The organism is Corynebacterium argentoratense DSM 44202 (genome assembly GCF_000590555.1).
Lineage (GTDB): Bacteria > Actinomycetota > Actinomycetes > Mycobacteriales > Mycobacteriaceae > Corynebacterium > Corynebacterium argentoratense.
This window is the reverse complement of sequence record NC_022198.1, coordinates 1,302,376-1,319,290: the sequence shown is the minus strand read 5'-3', so window position 1 is coordinate 1,319,290 and position 16,915 is coordinate 1,302,376. Positions and strand designations below refer to the sequence as shown.

Sequence of the window (16,915 nt, the reverse complement as noted above, 5' to 3'; positions counted from 1 at the left end):
GAAGGGAGGCGATAATCCATGGCTAATCTTCGAGAACTGCGTTCCCGTATCAAATCGGTGAACTCGACTAAGAAGATCACCAAAGCCCAGGAGCTGATCGCCACCTCGCGAATCACTAAGGCCCAGGCCAGGGTGGAAGCTTCGCAGCCCTACGCAGTCGAAATTCACAAGGTGATTGAACGTCTCGCATCGGCTTCGAACCTCGATCACCCGATGCTGCGCGAACGCCCCAACGGCAAACGCGCAGCAATCCTGGTCGTCTCCAGTGACCGTGGTATGGCTGGTGGCTACAACTACAACGTCTTCAAAAAGACTGCAGAACTTCGCACCCTCCTTGAAAATGAAGGCTACGAAACCGTTCTGTACGTTGCAGGTAACAAGGGCGTTGCCTACTACAAGTTCCGCGGCGAAAACGTCGCAGGTTCGTGGTCTGGCTTCTCCCAAGACCCGGACTTCAAGCTCACCCACGACCTGCGCCGTCACCTCATTGATGGTTTCGTGGCAGGCTCCGAAGGCACCGCTAAGTACCGTGAAGGCCTCAATGTAGAACCGGGCGAATCCATTCAAGGATTCGACCAGCTGCACGTTGTGTACACCGAGTTTGAGTCCATGCTGACCCAAACCGCGCGCGCACATCAGCTCCTCCCCATCGAGCCCGTGATCGAGCTCGATGAGATCAGCCAAGGCGAGGACATGCTGTCGAGCAGCGGAACCCCGACTCCCGACTACGACTTCGAACCCGACGCAGACACCTTGCTGGCAGCAATGCTGCCCAAGTACGTCTCGCGTGGCATCTTCGCGATGCTCCTCGAAGCCGCAGCCAGCGAGTCAGCATCGCGTCGTAACGCGATGAAGTCCGCGACCGACAACGCAACCGCACTGGTCAAAGACCTGTCGCGCGTTGCTAACCAGGCCCGCCAGGCACAGATCACCCAGGAAATCACAGAGATCGTCGGTGGCGCAGGAGCGCTCGCCGAAAGCGGAGAAAGTGACTAGATTATGACTACAGCTCTGAGCGAGCAGAACACACAGCAGGCGGCTACCGCCGGCCGTGTCGTGCGTGTCATCGGTCCGGTCGTCGACGTGGAATTCCCGCGCGGCGAGCTGCCGGCCCTGTTCAACGCACTGACTGTCGAGGTCACCCTCGAAGCAGTCGCCAAGACCATCACCCTCGAGGTTGCCCAGCACCTCGGCGACAACCTGGTTCGTTCCGTCTCCATGGCACCCACCGACGGTCTCGTCCGTGGCGCTGAGGTGACCGATTCCGGTAAGCCGATTTCCGTTCCCGTCGGCGACGTCGTCAAGGGCCACGTGTTCAACGCACTTGGTGACTGCCTTGACGAGCCGGGCCTCGGCCGCGACGGTGAGCAGTGGGGCATCCACCGCGAACCACCTGCTTTCGACCAGCTCGAAGGCAAGACCGAGATCCTCGAAACCGGTATCAAGGTCATCGACCTGCTGACCCCCTACGTGAAGGGCGGCAAGATCGGCCTCTTCGGTGGTGCAGGTGTTGGTAAGACCGTGCTCATCCAGGAGATGATCACCCGTATCGCCCGCGAATTCTCCGGTACCTCGGTGTTTGCAGGCGTCGGTGAGCGCACCCGTGAGGGCACCGACCTCTTCCTCGAAATGGAAGAGATGGGCGTCCTCCAAGACACCGCACTCGTCTTCGGCCAGATGGACGAGCCGCCGGGAGTCCGTATGCGCGTGGCCCTGTCCGGCCTGACCATGGCGGAGTACTTCCGTGATGTTCAGCACCAGGACGTGCTGCTGTTCATCGACAACATCTTCCGTTTCACCCAGGCCGGTTCCGAGGTGTCCACCCTGCTGGGCCGCATGCCTTCCGCAGTGGGCTATCAGCCGACCCTGGCTGACGAGATGGGTGTCCTCCAGGAGCGCATTACCTCCACCAAGGGCAAGTCGATTACCTCTCTGCAGGCTGTTTACGTGCCCGCCGACGACTACACCGACCCCGCCCCGGCGACCACCTTCGCACACCTCGATGCAACCACCGAGCTCGACCGTGCAATCGCTTCTAAGGGTATTTACCCCGCAGTGAACCCGCTGACCTCCACCTCTCGTATCCTCGAGCCCGGTATCGTCGGCGAGCGTCACTACAACGTGGCACAGCGCGTCATCAACATCCTCCAGAAGAACAAGGAACTTCAGGACATCATCGCCATCCTCGGTATGGACGAACTGTCTGAAGAGGACAAGATCACCGTTCAGCGAGCACGTCGCCTTGAGCGCTTCTTGGGCCAGAACTTCTTCGTCGCAGAGAAGTTCACCGGCATCCCCGGTTCCTACGTTCCGCTGGCGGACACCATTGACGCCTTCGAGCGCATCTGCAACGGCGACTTCGATCACTACCCCGAGCAGGCCTTCAACGGCCTCGGTGGTCTTGACGACGTCGAAGTTGCCTACAAGAAGCTCACCGAGAAGAAGTAAAGGGGCGTAAGAGACATGGCTGAAATCGCCGCTGAATTGGTTGCTGTCGAACGCGTGCTCTGGTCTGGAAAGGCCAGCATCGTGACGGCGCAAACCATCGAGGGTGAGATCGGCGTGCTCCCCGGTCACGAGCCCATGCTCGGCCAACTGGTCGACAACGGGGTCGTGACCATCACCCCCGTGGATGGCGACAAGCTTATTGCCGCCTGCCACGGTGGCTTCCTCTCCGTCTCCCCGGAGAAGGTCACTATCCTCGCGGACTATGCCGCGTGGGCCACGGAGGTCGATGTTGACTCTGCTGAAGAAGACGCACAGTCTTCCGACGAAGACGTCAAGACCCGTGGTGAGGCTGAATTGCGAGCAGTACGCCGCATGAAGGAGAGCTAAGAGCACACCGCTCACATACGCTCTTGGATGCCCACCCCCTAAACAAAAAAAAGGGGTGGGCATCTTTTTTTCCTTAAAGATGGGCTCCCGTTGTATTATTTTTTAAAAGTCATGAGCCAGGGAGTGCCAACGTGCTGTATCTCATCTTCGCAATTGTGAGCATCGTATGTTTCGCCGTGCTGGCCTTGGCCGCGTGGCGTTTTTTTGTACTCCGTCCCCACGGCATCTCCGTAGTAATGCGCACAATGAATGGCCCCTGGCGCCACGGCGTTATCAGTTACTCCGACGAATTACTGAAATTTTACAAACTTCGCTCCCTGTCTCCCCGGGTAGATATCCAACTGGTTCGTAACCGCACTGAGCTTGTTGGGCGTAGGCAGCGTCGCGATGACGAATGCAGCACCCTCGAAGACGGACTTCGCATCCTAGCCATAAAGTCAAACGCCAAAGAATACGAGATCGCTTTCGACCTGCGAGGTGAAACAGCCTTCACTTCCTGGCTAGAATCTGCCCCCACTGCGCGAGCCCAGCGACTGGATGTTCGCACAGCGATGAAACACCTCAACCAAAGCCACTAAGTTCGCCCGCCACCCCCGGATCCCGCTATCCTAAACCAATGCGAGTAGTGATAGCCCGGTGCAGTGTCGACTACATTGGACGCCTGGAAGCCCACCTACCCATGGCGGACCGACTTCTCATGGTCAAGGCGGATGGATCAGTTTCTATCCACGCTGATGATCGCGCCTACAAGCCCCTCAACTGGATGACCCCACCGTGTAGCCTAAGCGAAGCTCCCATTCTCGACGAAGAGGGTAACCCCACAGGTCAGCAGTTTTGGACTGTTGAGAATAAAAAAGGCGAACAGCTACGCATCACCATCGATACCATCCACTCCGAACAAAGTTTTGATCTTGGTCAGGATCCGGGCCTCGTCAAAGACGGAGTTGAAACGCACCTGCAGGAGCTGCTTGCCGAGCACATCGACACTTTGGGTGAAGGGTACAGCCTTATCCGTCGGGAGTATCCCACAGCTATCGGCCCTGTCGATATTTTGTGCAAGGATGGTGACGGCGCGACGGTTGCCGTTGAAATCAAGCGCAGAGGGGGCATAGACGGTGTGGAACAGTTGAGTCGCTACCTAGAGCTACTCAACCGTGATGATTTGTTGAAGCCCGTCAGGGGAGTGTTTGCGGCACAGGAAATTAAACCCCAGGCAAAAACGCTGGCCAGTGATCGCGGCATCCGCTGTGTGACGCTAGATTACCAAGCCCTTCGAGGTATCGAGTCCGACGAGCTACGACTGTTTTAGCCGTGGGTAAACGAAACAACAAATGGGCGCGGCAGCCGGCCCGCCCATTACCTACCGATGGTGCGGCCTACTTTGGCACCCAAGTTCAGGAGGGGCCTAGTTGGGATTGGGGGCAGCCATACCTTGTGCGATACATGGCTGCTGCGGCCGCTAAAAAGACCTATATCTGTCCGGGATGCAACCAGACAATTCCCCCCGGAATCCGCCACGTGGTGGCGTGGCCCCAGCAATCAGGCAAGGGAGCGGACGACCGCAGGCACTGGCATAGTGCCTGCTGGGATCGTCGTTAGCCAAGCGCTGTTTACCGTGCTGGTTCGGTAAGCTCCAGCAGAACGCCACCGGCGTCCTTAGGATGAACGAAGTTGATGCGTGCCCCACCGGTGCCGATCTTGGGGGTATCGTAGAGCAGCCGGGTGCCTTGAGCCCGCAGATGCTCACAGAGGGCGTCCATGTTGTTAGTGCGCAGGCACATCTGCTGCAGGCCGGGGCCCTTCTTGTCGATGAACTTCGCGATGGTGGAAGCCTCATTAAGGGGAGCGAGCAGCTGGATCATGCCGCCCCGATCGCTCAGGTCCTTCGGGCCGATCATAGCTTCGACGACGCCTTGTTCTTCATTGGTTTCTTGGTGGTGGTTCACCCAGCCCATGTTGCTGCGGTACCACTCGATTGCTGCGTCCAGGTCAGGCACCGCGATGCCGACGTGGTCGAGGCAAGTGACGTACTCGTGGGGGATGTCGATGTTTAAGTAGTCGTTACTCATGTCTTATAGCCTACTCCGCCCGATCGGACACAGTCGGACATTCGGTGTTATTTACTTCATAGTGGGGGTTGTCGTTGTGGTTGGCTATAGTAGGCACCTGTTGGTTTTTTCCTCGTGATTGGATGTGTGGACATGACTTCTACTTTTGGTGGCGGCGCGATTGACCTCGGCGAGGTGAAGGCCCGCGCGGAGGCCCAGGCCGCTGCAGAGGCCTCTGAGGCGCGCCGCGCTGCTGGGGGAAGCAGCATTGACCCTGTGGTGGAAGCGACCGAAGCCAATATTCAGGCGGAGGTATTGGAACGCAGCCAACAGGTCCCGGTTGTGGTTCAGGTTGGTTCTGCGCGCAGTCCGCAGTCCGAGCAGCTGAGGCAGGATTTGTCGATGTTGGCGCAGCAGGCTAACGGCAGCTGGATCTACGCGCACATTGACGCTGAGGCTTACCCCCAGCTCGCTCAGATGTTGGGTGTGCAGGCGGTGCCCACCGTAGTGGCTATCGCGGGGGCTCGTCCGTTGGCTGACTTCCAGGGCGGCCAACCGCTGGAGGCGCTGCAGCAATGGACGGCGGCGGTCGTCAATGCGTGTGCGGGCATGTTGTCGGGTCTGGGGGATCAGGATGCTGAGCCGGCGGAGGATCCGCGTTTTGAGCCCGCCCTCGATGCCCTTAACGCCGGCGATTTTGATGCCGCCATCGCAGTGTATGAGGACATTCTGGCCAAAGAACCCAACAACGCAGAGGCTAAGGCTGCGCGTGATAATGCCCGCTTGCTGTCGCGTTTGAAGGCTCATGAGGGTGTTGACGCCGCGTCAGCTATTGCGGACTCTGATGCCTCACCGTCGGACGTGCAAAAGGCTTTCGTAGCCGCTGATTTTGAAATAGCTGCGGGTGCTCAACAGCAGGCTTTCGACCGCTTGATTAGTGCGCTGTCGTTAACCGCGGGCGAGGATAAAACCCGCGTGAAGGAACGTTTGCTGGAGTTGTTCGCATTATTCGAGCCGAGTGATCCGGTTGTGCTGACTGCTCGTCAAAAAATGGCGAGTGCTTTGTTCTAGCGCCCGCCATAGTTTTTACCCCTGCGTTAACGTTGCAGTTTGTACCACTGCGCACTCATAGCGGGCAGATGTAGGGTGACTGACGCGTCGAATCCGTCCCATGGATAGGTTACGGCTTGGGCGTCGCCCAAGGGGTTGTCTGCACCGCCGAACACGGCGGCGTCTGTGTTAAGCAGGAGCTTCCAGGTGCCTGCCTCCGGGACACCGAGAGTGTAGTCGGTGTGGCTTTGTCCGCCGAGGTTGAGCACACACATCAGTGTTTCGACGTTGCCATCGGCATCTGGGGCGCTGTGGCGTAGGAAGGACAGTACGTTGCGGTCAGCGTCATCGGATTTGTTCCAACTGAAGCCCTCAGGCACGAAATCCTGCGTGAATAGTGCTGGTGTGCGCTTGTAGATGGTGTTGAGGGCTCGGACCAGTTCCAACGCCCCGGCGTGGTATTCGCCCTCCCAACCATCTTGATCGCCCCAGTCCAGGGAACGTGCCTCGGACCATTCGCCAACCTGCGCGAAGTCCTGGCCCTGGAATAGAAGTTGCTTACCGGGATGCGCCCACATGTAGGCCAGTAGTGTGCGCACGCCAGCTGCTTTGTTCCAAGAGTCTCCCGGCATGCGGGTCCATAAGGTGCCCTTGCCGTGGACGACCTCATCGTGGCTGATGGGGAGGACGAACTTTTCGCTGTAGGCGTACACCATGGAGAAAGTGATCTCGTTGTGGTGGTAGCGCCTGTTGATGGGGTCCTCGGAGAAGTACTCGAGGGTGTCGTTCATCCAGCCCATATTCCACTTCATGGAGAACCCGAGGCCGCCTGCTTCTGTGGGGGTGGTGACCCCCGGCCACGAGGTGGATTCTTCAGCGATGGTCAGGACGCCAGGGTGCTCGCGGTGGACAGTAGCGTTCATCTCTTGCAGGAACTGGACCGCTTCGAGGTGTTCGCGCCCACCGTATTGGTTGGGTGCCCATTCGCCCTCTTCGCGTGAGTAGTCGAGGTAGAGCATGGACGCGACGGCGTCGACTCGCAGTCCGTCGATGTGGAATTCCTGCGCCCAGTACAGGGCGTTAGCCACGAGGAAGTTGCGCACCTCGGGACGTCCGAAATCGAAAACATAGGTGCCCCAGTCTCGCTGCTCGCCTCGGCGCCAGTCCGGGTGCTCGTAGACAGGGCGGCCGTCGAACCGAGCCAGTGCAAAGTCGTCTTTGGGGAAGTGGGCGGGAACCCAGTCGATAATGACCCCGATGCCGGCTTGGTGCATGGCGTCGATGAGGTGACGCAACTGATCCGGGGTTCCCCAACGAGAAGTTGGCGCATAGTAACCAGACACCTGGTAGCCCCAGGAGCCACCGAAGGGGTGCTCAGCGACTGGCATGAATTCGACGTGAGTGTAGCCCATGTCGGAAACATATGTGACGAGCTCGGTGGCGAGGTCCTCGTAGTTTTTGCCCATGTTCCACGAGCCCAGGTGGACCTCGTAGATGCTCATGGGGGAGGAGTCATGGTCGACGCGTTCGCGGGAGCTCATCCACTTCTTGTCGCCCCAGGTGTAGGAGGATTCGACAACAATCGATCCGGTCTGCGGCGGGACCTCGGCGCGCTTAGCCAAGGGGTCGGCTTTGTCGATGCGGTGGCCCTCGGGGGTTTGGACCGCAAACTTATAGATCGCCCCGGCATGGACCTCGGGGATAAACAGCTCCCACACGCCAGAGGAGCCGAGACTGCGCATGGGGTGCTGGGCGGCATTCCACCCGTTGAAATCACCAACGACAGCGACGCCAATGGCATTGGGTGCCCACACTGCGAAGGCTGTGCCGCGGACTTCGCCCATCGCGGTGGTGTAGGAGGTGGTGTTGGCTCCAAGGACATCCCACAGGCGTTCATGGCGGCCTTCACCGATCAGATGCAGATCCATGGGGCCAAGGGTGGGCAGGAAGGCGTAGGGGTCTGCAAGCGTCGTGCTGTGCTCGCCCCAGTTGATTTGAAAGCGGTAGTCGCAGCGCTCGTGCCCGCTGACGTCAGCGGTGAAATAGCCTTCGCCGGCGTGCTCCATGGCGATGACGGTGCCGTCGAGTAGCTCTACAGAGATACTGGTGGCGCCGATCTGGCGGGTGCGGATGGTGTTGTCATGCCAGCCGTAGACGCCGTGAGGGTCGTGGTAGTGGCAGTGGTTGAGGCGTTCGCGTTCGGGGATCGTGTTCATCACGTAGTCCTTAAGCGTTGTAGGTGTCGACGTGGCGCCAGGCAAGCTGCTCGCGCGCGGCGGAGGGGACAGTGGGGAGGACAAAAATGTGGGCGACATTGCTCCATGGCTCTAGGCGCACAAAGTTGTGCTCGCCCCAGGTGTAGGTCGCGCCAGTAACTTCGTCGTGGACCTCAAAGTGGTCGCGGCCGTCAAGACCCAACGCGTGGAGGTTAAGATGCACAGCGCTTTCTTGCGCATTATTGGGATCCAGGTTGACCACCACCAACACAGCATTACCGGTCAAAGTATTGACCTTCGAGTAGGCAATGATGTTGTCGTTATCGACTGCGTGGAAGTGGATGTTGCGCAGCTGTTGTAAAGCAGAATTCGTTGAGCGGATCTGGTTGAGTCGGGTGATGAAAGGCTCGAGCGAATCACCGGAAGCCAACGCGGCGTCATAATCCCGGGGGCGGAGTTCATACTTCTCGCTGTCGAGATACTCCTCGCTGCCGGGCGCAACCGCTTGATGCTCGTAAAGTTCGTATCCGGAATACATGCCCCACAGCGGTGACATGGTGGATGCCAACACCGCGCGGATAGCAAACATTGCCCTACCACCGTGCTGCAAGCTTGCATGCAAAATATCGGGGGTGTTGACAAACAAATTCGGGCGGGACACATCAGCCATGCGGGCGATTTCTTGGCCGAACTGCTCCAATTCCCACTTGGAAGTCTGCCACGTGAAATAGGTGTAGTTTTGGCTGAAGCCCGCCATCGCCAGGCCGTAGAGCCGCGGGCGTCGGGTAAAGGCCTCGGCAAGGAAGATGACCTCGGGGTGGGTGGCGTGCACAGATTCGATCAGCCAATCCCAGAAGTTCGCGGGCTTAGTGTGTGGATTGTCCACGCGGAAAGTCTTCACGCCGCGCTTGACCCAGAACAACACCACACGGAGGATCTCGGCATAAATACCGTCGGGATCATTATCAAAGTTCAGGGGGTAAATGTCCTGGTACTTCTTCGGGGGATTTTCCGCATAAGCGATGGTGCCGTCCGGAAGAACCGTAAACCACTCGGGGTGCTCAGCCGCCCAGGGATGGTCGGGGGCGCACTGCAAAGCAAGATCGAGGGCGATTTCGATGCCAAGCTGCTTGGCCTTCTTAATCAGCGCATCAAAGTCCTTCAAGGTGCCCAGATCCGGGTGGATGGCGTCGTGGCCACCGGCTGCCGATCCAATAGCCCACGGGCTTCCGACATCGTGAGACTCCGGGGTCAAGGTATTGTTGCGGCCCTTGCGGTTAACCTCACCAATGGGGTGAATGGGTGGGAAGTACACGGTGTCAAAACCCATGCGTGCCGCGCGCTCTAGCTCACGGGCTGCCGTCTTGAGGGTCCCGTGCACAGGGTTACCCTGATCGTCCCACCCTCCGGTCGAGCGCGGGAAGAACTCATACCAGCTGCTCACCAACGCCTTAGAGCGCTCCACCGCAACCTTGTAGGTTTTCCCGCGGGTCAGAAGATCGCGAACCGGGTGCAGCTCCAAAAGCTGGAGGACGTCGCGGCTGAGACCCGGCGCGACACGTGCCCGCAGTTCTTTGTCCTCGCTGCGTAAGCACTCCGCGACGTCAAGAAGCATCGGTCGGTGTGCTTTGGGGGCTCCCTGCGCTGCGCGTTCAAACAGTCGGGCGCCGGATTCAAGATCGTTGGCGAGTTCTTCGGGGGATTGCCCGGCATCAATTTTGGCGGTGACGGCGTGACGCCACGTGGCCATTGGGTCAGACCATGCGTCGATGCGGAAGGTCCAGGTGCCGATGGCGTCGGGGACGAATACCGCGTTGACTTGGTCTGGGTCGCTGGGACTGTGCTGCATGGTGATTTTTTTGGTTTTTGCGGCGGAAGGGGAGTCTTTTGGCCCCTTAACGTTGAGGGTGGCGGATAGTGCGTCGTGACCTTCGCGCCAAATGAGTGCGAAAACGGGGATGACTTCTCCGACTACGGCCTTGGCGGGGATTGTGCCTCCGGCGATGCTTGGTCGAACGTCGTCGATGCCTAGGCGCGCATTCTGTCGTACTGTCACGGGAAAACCAGCTCCTCTAGGAAATATATCTTCGATCTTTTACCCTAGTCGCCCTGTGTGGCTGACACAGTTTGTTTTGAAATTCCGTCAAGATGGTCAGTGTGACTTCTAACCTGGAACACTCAGCTCAACGCCACGTACCGACTGGTGACCAAACCAGTATCCCCGCAGTCGATGTGAGTGAGATCGCAACAGATGAGGATTTGTTGATCGATTTTCGCGACGTCATCTTCACCCGCGGGGGTAGAGACCTTTTGGGGCCGGTGACGTGGCAAGTAGAGCTTGACGAACGCTGGGTTATCCTCGGGCCCAATGGGGCAGGTAAAACCACCCTGATTCGCCTGGCTGGCGCGGAGGAATTCCCCTCCAAGGGAGCGGCCTTCATCATGGGCGAGCGCATCGGTAAAACGGATATGCGCGACCTACGAACCATGATCGGAATGAGCTCAGCAGCCATCGCCCACCGTATCCCCGATGAAGAAAAAGTCGGCGACTTGGTGGTCTCCGCCGGGTACGCCATCCTGGGGCGTTGGCGCGAAGACTACGACGAGATGGACTTTGAACAAGCCGAAGACATCATGGAAAAGATGGGTGCGCTCCACTTAAAAGAGCGCACCTGGGGCACCCTCAGTGAGGGGGAGCGCAAACGCGTACTGATCGCTCGCGCCCTCATGACCAACCCCGAGCTGCTGTTGCTCGATGAGCCCGGCGCCGGCCTAGACCTTGGGGGCCGCGAGGACCTCGTGGGTTACCTGGGGGAGATCGCGTTGGATGCTGATGCACCTGCGATTGTGATGATTACCCACCACGTGGAGGAGATTCCTTACGGGTTCACCCACGCGATGCTGCTGGACGAGGGAGGTGTGGTCGCCCAAGGCCTCATCGATGACGTTTTGACGAGCGAGAACCTGACCAAGGCCTTCCATCAGCCCATTACCTTGGATAAAATTGGGGATCGTTATTTTGCGCGCCGCAGCCGGCAGTCGGGTGCGCATCGCGCCTAGCTGCATGACCCTGCCGGCCTAGGGTTCGTGTGAAAGGAGGTGTGGTCGTTGTCTTCAGAACTTCCGTTTACGCCCGCCTTCACCACCATGGCCACGCCAGACCCTGTACCGGACGGGGCGAACCCGGACCTTTACGTGGAGGACCGCAGGCTAGCGTCCACGGTGCTGTTGCTGCGTGACCGAGTATCTGGCCCGGGTGTTGAGGTCTATGTACACGAGCGGGCGAACACTATGTCGCGTTTTCCGGAGGCAACCGTGTTTCCGGGTGGGGGAGTCGACGCGATGGATCTGGTTCAGCCGCACCCAGAGATGTGGGAGGGGCCGGGGGCCGCATGGTGGGCCCAGCAGTTGGGCTGCTCTCAGCTGCATGCGCGGGCCTTGGTTCTTAGTGCCGTGCGGGAAGTGTTTGAAGAGTCTGGTTTTTTGTTGGCGGTTGACCGCGATGGGCAGATGATCAGCGACGCCACCAAGTACGCCCAGCAACGCGCAGCTATGGAACGGCACGAGCTTGGGCTGGCGGATTTTTTGCTGTCGGAGGGTTTGCGCATCCGCTCGACGATGCTGCGTCCTTTTGCTCGTTGGCAGGGGCCGCCGCCGTCGACCAGGCAGTTCGATACCTTTTCTTTTGCTGTGGCCTGGCCTCAGGACCATGATGTTGTTGACCCGAGTGGGGAGGCAACTTCCGCGGGCTGGTTTCGGCCAGAGTTGCTGCTGGATGGATGGGAAGCCGGGCTGGTTCGCCTGGTTGTGCCCACGTGGAATCAGCTGAGGCGGCTGTGCGAATTCGATTCGGTATCGGAGGCGATGGCACTGTTGGATAATGTGCGCTTGCAGCCCGAGACCGGTTTGCCCGTTCAGGACCCCCGCTATCTGCATTTTCATGCGGTAACTAGCGCGAAGCGGCCGAAGCGTTTTTAGTTGCGGTTATAGTTGTGCAATGAGTTTCAGCCCCGCGACTGTCCGTTGGCTTGCGGACCACCGTGATGACGTCGCCGCGGTAGAACAGATCCTAAGCCACCGCCCTGACAATTATGTTCATGACGCCGCGATGGTTGCGCGGGATGTCCAACGCTGGGGTGGCGAGGGGGATTCACGCGCGGTGATGGAGCTTCTCTCGGCGCGGAAAGCGCTAGGGAAAAAATGGGGCGATGGTGCAGCATCCGACAAGTTGGTGTGTTCCGAGTCTGCGCAGCAAGCAACCCCCATGCCCGTAGCCGAGGTGCGCATGGAACTCATCAAGCAGACCTGCGGCGCCAACACACTGGTGCATGATGTCACGTGTTCTATCGGCACCGAAGGGATAGCGGCCCGCCGGGCAGGACTGGACTATATCGGGGCGGACATCGACCCGGCTAGGGTCGCCATGGCGCAGCACAACCTCGCGGGCCTCAGCGCGCACCTCTACGTCGGCGACGCACTCACACCAGCCGTACGCCCACCCCAAGGTTGCGGATATGTTGTGATCGCCGATCCCGCACGTAGAAGCCAAGGACGCCGCATTCACACCCCCGAAGACTTGATTCCCCCACTACCCGACGTGATAGACACCTACCGGGGCGCAGAACTCGCTATCAAATGCGCCCCAGCCTTGGACTACAGCTTCTGGGAAGGGCTCGTCAGCGTCGTCAGCCTCGACGGACAAGTCCGCGAAACAACCCTCTACACACCCGGCATCGCACAAGGACGCACCCGCCAAGCGGTGGTGATTTCAACGCGCGGACCGCAACCTTCCCGCGACGTCATCGATGACACGTACCCACTACCCGACGCAGAATCCCCCGAACACCCCAACGCACTAAACCCAGAAGAAAGCACAACCCCTGGACGATTCCTCGTCGAACCCGACGGGGCCATCGTGCGCGCCGGGTTAGTAGAACATTTCGCCGCCCGCGAGCAACTAGCGTTCATCGACCCTCGCATCGCATTCCTCACCGGAACTCGCATCCCCGAAGGCTACAGTGGCTGCGAAATCATCGAAACAACCACCATGAAAAAACTCCCTGCGGTACTCAAAGGCCTTGACGCAGGTGCTGTCGAGATCCTCGTGCGCGGCGTCAACATCACGCCAGAAAACCTCAGGAAAAAACTCAAACTCAAAGGCACACAGCCCTACGTGATCGCACTCATGCGCATTGGTAAAGGCGTCGCCAGCAGCACACTAGCGATAGTCGCCAACAAAAGGCAATGGGGTTAACCCACCTAGAACCGGCCCAGTCATGCGGCTACAATAACCGCATGACTTCTCACGTGACGCAGGAACCGATACATGCAGCCGACATCCAAATTGCTCAGGCACGAATTTCCAGCGTCATAGCCCCCACCCCGCTGCAATACTGCCCACGCCTCTCCGAAGAGACTGGGGCAGAGGTTTACCTCAAACGTGAAGACCTCCAAGATGTACGCAGCTACAAAATCCGTGGGGCATACAACAACATCTCCCAACTCTCCGGCGAGGAGCGCGCAGCCGGCATCGCCGCAGCATCCGCAGGAAACCACGCACAAGGCGTTGCCTACGCCTGCAAAAAGCTAAAAATCAAAGGGAGGATCTTCGTCCCCAACCAAACCCCCAAACAAAAACGCGACCGCATCCTGGTCCACGGCGGTGAATGGGTCGAGGTAGTCGTCACCGGTGACACCTTCGACGCCGCCAACGAAGCAGCCCACGCCTACGCTCAAGAAACCGGTGCGACCGTCGTCGAACCCTTCGACGCCCGCAACACCATCATCGGGCAAGGAACAGTCGCCGCAGAAATCCTCGCCCAACTCACCGCCATGGGTAAAAACTGTGATTCGGTCGTCGTGCCGGTTGGCGGGGGTGGCCTGATCAGTGGCGTGGTGTCCTACATGGCCGACATGGCCCCGCACACCGCCGTCATAGGCGTCGAGCCCGCGCACGCAGCCTCCATGCAAGCAGCACTAGACGCAGACGAGCCAGTCACCCTGGAATCCATCGACCCCTTCGTCGACGGTGCCGCAGTCAAAAGGATCGGGGCGAACAACTACGAGGTAGTCGACCGCAACCGATCCCGCATCCACATGATGAGCATCGACGAAGGCGCGGTCTGCACAGAAATGCTCGGCCTGTACCAAAACGAAGGAATCATCGCAGAACCCGCAGGAGCACTGTCCGTAGCGGCACTACCACTGCTGAAACCTCGGCAGAACTCGGTCGTGGTGTGCATCATTTCCGGTGGCAACAACGATGTGCTCCGCTACAACGAAATTGTCGAACGCTCCCTGGTGCACCGCGGACTCAAGCACTACTTCCTAGTGAACTTCCCCCAGGAACCCGGCCAGTTGCGCAGCTTCCTATCAGACATCCTCGGACCCAACGACGACATCACCCTCTTCGAATACCTCAAGCGCAACAACCGAGAAACAGGCACAGCTCTAGTCGGTCTGCAATTAGGTGCCGCCACCGACCTTGAGCCACTACTCGAGCGCATGAACTCTTCAAGGATCCATTGCCAACAGCTCAAACCGGGCACGCCAGAATATGACTTCCTCACCTAAAGACACCCCACAGTCCACACCGCATCCCCGCCGATGGTGGGGACTTGCGGTGCTCTGCCTCGTGTTGTCTGTGCTCGCCATCGATGCCACAGTGCTCAACTTCGCCATCCCAGCGATGACCGCAGACATCCAACCCTCAGCACCACAAATGCTGTGGATCGTCGACATTTACACCTTCGCTCTAGCATCCATGCTGGTCGTGATGGGGTCAGTGGGCGACAGATTTGGGCGGCGCAACGTGTTGTTGTGGGGCACTGCGTTTTTCGCGGCGTCATCAGCAATGGCAGGAATGTCACACACCCCCGAGTTGCTCATTGCCGCAAGGCTTGTCCAAGGCGTTGCGGCGGCATGCCTGATGCCCTCGACGCTGTCGCTGATCGGCGTGATGTTCACAAACCCCCTAGAACGTGCCAAGGCAGTATCGATGTGGGTGGCCACCTACTCCGTGGCAGCGGCGTGCGGACCACTGCTGGGAGGCCTACTGCTCAACCATTTCCACTGGGGATCCATCTTTTTCATCAACGTCCCCATCTGCATCGCCCTGATCATCGGTGGAGTCGCCTTGCTACCGCGATCCAAGGTCCCTGCCCCCGCACCCATTGACGTCAGGGGAGCGGTGCTGGCAGTGATCGCGCTGTTCAGCCTGGTCTACGTGATCAAGGTGCTCCCGCACGAACCCGTCACCCTCACGCTTGGGATTGTGGCGGCTGTGTGCCTGGCTGCCTCCATCCTGCTTATTCGTCACCTCACCCGCACAACCAACCCGCTGATTGACATCACCCTTTTGCGCAATCCCACGTTCAGCACCGTAGTGACCGTTAACGGACTGTCGATGTTTTTATACCTGGGTGTGCTGTTCTACCTCTCCCAATATCTCCAGGTGGTTGCGGGCTACAGCGTCAGCCAATCCGCCCTGTTGATGTTCCCCGGTCTGGTGATTGTCGTGGTGTCGACCCTCATCACCGGCCGCATCATGAAAAACCATTCGACGAAAAAGCTACTGCTGGTGGCACTCGCCGGTGCCTTTTCCGGTTGTGCGCTGTTGGGCTGGGGCGCGCACCTAGAGCATGGAATCATCCTGGCTTTTGGCTTTGCGCTGTTGAACTTTTCCCTGGGCATTATCGACCCCATTAGCAACGATTACATTCTCGCCTCAGCCCCTCGCGACCGTGCGGGTGCCGCGGCGTCATTAAGCGAAACTGGCTACGAACTCGGTGCAGCATTCGGCACCGCGATCCTCGGCTCCATCCTGATGGCTGTCTACGGCATGAGCCTCAACCGCATGGGGCTGGATTCTTTGCCCCAAGCAGCCCGCGAATCCATCTCTGTCGCCCACGAACTCGGCCTTTCCCCCTCGATCCTTGAGCGTGTTGACGTCGCGTTCTCTCACGGCGTCGTAGCATCTTCGGCGGCCGCAGCGCTTGCGGCAGCGGTCATGGCCGGATTTGTCTCCCGCTACGTGCGCGAGGATTCCTAATGGAAGACCGCTACCGGCGCCCAGCCGACAGGTTGGTCACCACCGAAATCAACATCAAACGGAGCCGTTTTATCACGCTGCTTGGTCGTGCTAGCAGCGAAGACGAGGCACGAGAGTTTATTCGCCAAGCCCGATCGCGCTACCCGGACGCCCGACACCACTGCAGTGCCTTCATCATCCATCTAGACGGCGCCATGCCGATTGAGCGTTCAAGCGATGACGGTGAGCCTTCAGGAACAGCAGGTAATCCCATGCTCGATGTGCTGCGCGGCTCTGGGCTATTAGACGTGGTTGCTGTCGTCGTACGCTATTTCGGCGGGGTGAAGTTGGGTACAGGGGGGTTGGTGCGCGCTTATTCAGATGCGGTTGCATCGGCTCTGGAGGCGGTGGAAGTCACGAAACGTAGCCGCAGGCTCCGTGGCACCTTGAGCGTCGACCACGCCGATGCCGGCAGGACAGAGGCGGAACTCCGCGCACACGGCTGGGATGTTGTGGGCACCGACTACACAGCGAAGGCACATATCCATATCGCCGTGACCCCTGACAGTCGCGACCGCTGCGATGCCAGCGTCGCTAGTATGAGCGCCGGCCGCTACCAAGTGGACTGGTCAGAGCTCGACTGGATCGGCTAGCTGGCGACCCTCCGCCTTGCGGCCATCGAGTTGTGTACACTTGAAGCGCAGAACCGTGCACATAAGACAATTTTGAGGAGTATG

16 protein-coding genes are annotated in these 16,915 nt (G+C 59.2%); 13 read left to right on the top strand and 3 right to left on the bottom strand.

Features of this window, described 5'->3' with window-relative positions; all coding sequences use genetic code 11:
• Nucleotides 1–18: 18 nt before the first annotated feature.
• The 6 genes from CARG_RS06235 to CARG_RS10495 all read left to right on the top strand — a co-directional run bounded on the left by CARG_RS06235 (nt 19) and on the right by CARG_RS10495 (nt 4,434).
• Entirely contained in the window at nt 19–996 is a 978-nt protein-coding gene (locus CARG_RS06235; RefSeq protein WP_020976562.1) for a F0F1 ATP synthase subunit gamma, read from the top strand.
• Nucleotides 997–999: 3 nt separating this feature from the next.
• Entirely contained in the window at nt 1,000–2,448 is a 1,449-nt protein-coding gene (atpD, locus tag CARG_RS06230; RefSeq protein ID WP_020976561.1) for a F0F1 ATP synthase subunit beta, read from the top strand.
• A 15-nt stretch (nt 2,449–2,463) separates the two neighbouring features.
• Nucleotides 2,464–2,835, top strand: a complete 372-nt coding sequence (locus CARG_RS06225) for a F0F1 ATP synthase subunit epsilon (protein ID WP_020976560.1) — start codon at nt 2,464–2,466, stop codon at nt 2,833–2,835.
• A gap of 131 nt (nt 2,836–2,966) precedes the next feature.
• Entirely contained in the window at nt 2,967–3,413 is a 447-nt protein-coding gene (locus CARG_RS06220; RefSeq protein WP_020976559.1) for a DUF2550 domain-containing protein, read from the top strand.
• 38 nt (nt 3,414–3,451) lie between these two features.
• Nucleotides 3,452–4,144 (top strand): endonuclease NucS, encoded by a 693-nt coding sequence (nucS, locus tag CARG_RS06215; protein ID WP_041747052.1) that lies wholly within the window; start codon nt 3,452–3,454, stop codon nt 4,142–4,144.
• 2 nt (nt 4,145–4,146) lie between these two features.
• Nucleotides 4,147–4,434, top strand: a complete 288-nt coding sequence (locus CARG_RS10495; RefSeq protein WP_081761638.1) for a hypothetical protein — start codon at nt 4,147–4,149, stop codon at nt 4,432–4,434.
• Nucleotides 4,435–4,445: 11 nt separating this feature from the next.
• Here CARG_RS10495 and mce read toward each other — a convergent pair whose 3' ends face one another.
• Complete coding sequence (gene mce / locus CARG_RS06210; protein ID WP_020976557.1) at nt 4,446–4,904, bottom strand: methylmalonyl-CoA epimerase; 459 nt, start codon at nt 4,902–4,904, stop codon at nt 4,446–4,448.
• A gap of 132 nt (nt 4,905–5,036) precedes the next feature.
• On the opposite strand from mce, the gene CARG_RS06205 reads away from it, so the two are divergent.
• Entirely contained in the window at nt 5,037–5,954 is a 918-nt protein-coding gene (locus CARG_RS06205) for a tetratricopeptide repeat protein (RefSeq protein WP_020976556.1), read from the top strand.
• Between the two features lie 26 nt (nt 5,955–5,980).
• On the opposite strand, the gene glgB is transcribed toward CARG_RS06205, so the two are convergent.
• Together glgB and CARG_RS06195 are read right to left on the bottom strand one after the other, a co-directional pair.
• Complete coding sequence (gene glgB / locus CARG_RS06200) at nt 5,981–8,149, bottom strand: 1,4-alpha-glucan branching protein GlgB (protein WP_020976555.1); 2,169 nt, start codon at nt 8,147–8,149, stop codon at nt 5,981–5,983.
• A gap of 10 nt (nt 8,150–8,159) precedes the next feature.
• Nucleotides 8,160–10,205, bottom strand: a complete 2,046-nt coding sequence (locus tag CARG_RS06195) for an alpha-1,4-glucan--maltose-1-phosphate maltosyltransferase (RefSeq protein ID WP_020976554.1) — start codon at nt 10,203–10,205, stop codon at nt 8,160–8,162.
• Nucleotides 10,206–10,297: 92 nt separating this feature from the next.
• Between CARG_RS06195 and CARG_RS06190 the strand changes: the two genes are divergently transcribed.
• Genes CARG_RS06190 through CARG_RS06165 form a run of 6 tightly spaced genes read left to right on the top strand, consistent with a single transcriptional unit; the run spans nt 10,298 to nt 16,831 of the window.
• Complete coding sequence (locus CARG_RS06190; protein ID WP_081761636.1) at nt 10,298–11,209, top strand: ABC transporter ATP-binding protein; 912 nt, start codon at nt 10,298–10,300, stop codon at nt 11,207–11,209.
• Between the two features lie 48 nt (nt 11,210–11,257).
• Nucleotides 11,258–12,127, top strand: a complete 870-nt coding sequence (locus tag CARG_RS06185; protein ID WP_144198579.1) for an NUDIX hydrolase — start codon at nt 11,258–11,260, stop codon at nt 12,125–12,127.
• Nucleotides 12,128–12,146: 19 nt separating this feature from the next.
• A complete protein-coding gene (locus CARG_RS06180; RefSeq protein WP_020976551.1) occupies nt 12,147–13,403 on the top strand; it encodes a class I SAM-dependent methyltransferase in 1,257 nt (418 codons plus the stop codon).
• A gap of 41 nt (nt 13,404–13,444) precedes the next feature.
• A complete protein-coding gene (gene ilvA / locus CARG_RS06175) occupies nt 13,445–14,722 on the top strand; it encodes a threonine ammonia-lyase IlvA (protein WP_020976550.1) in 1,278 nt (425 codons plus the stop codon).
• Nucleotides 14,706–16,199, top strand: coding sequence for an MFS transporter (locus tag CARG_RS06170; protein ID WP_041747050.1), 1,494 nt, complete (start codon nt 14,706–14,708; stop codon nt 16,197–16,199). The genes ilvA and CARG_RS06170 overlap by 17 nt, the downstream gene beginning before the upstream one ends.
• Nucleotides 16,199–16,831, top strand: coding sequence for a YigZ family protein (locus tag CARG_RS06165; protein WP_020976548.1), 633 nt, complete (start codon nt 16,199–16,201; stop codon nt 16,829–16,831). The genes CARG_RS06170 and CARG_RS06165 overlap by 1 nt, the downstream gene beginning before the upstream one ends.
• The last annotated feature ends 84 nt before the right edge of the window (nt 16,832–16,915 follow it).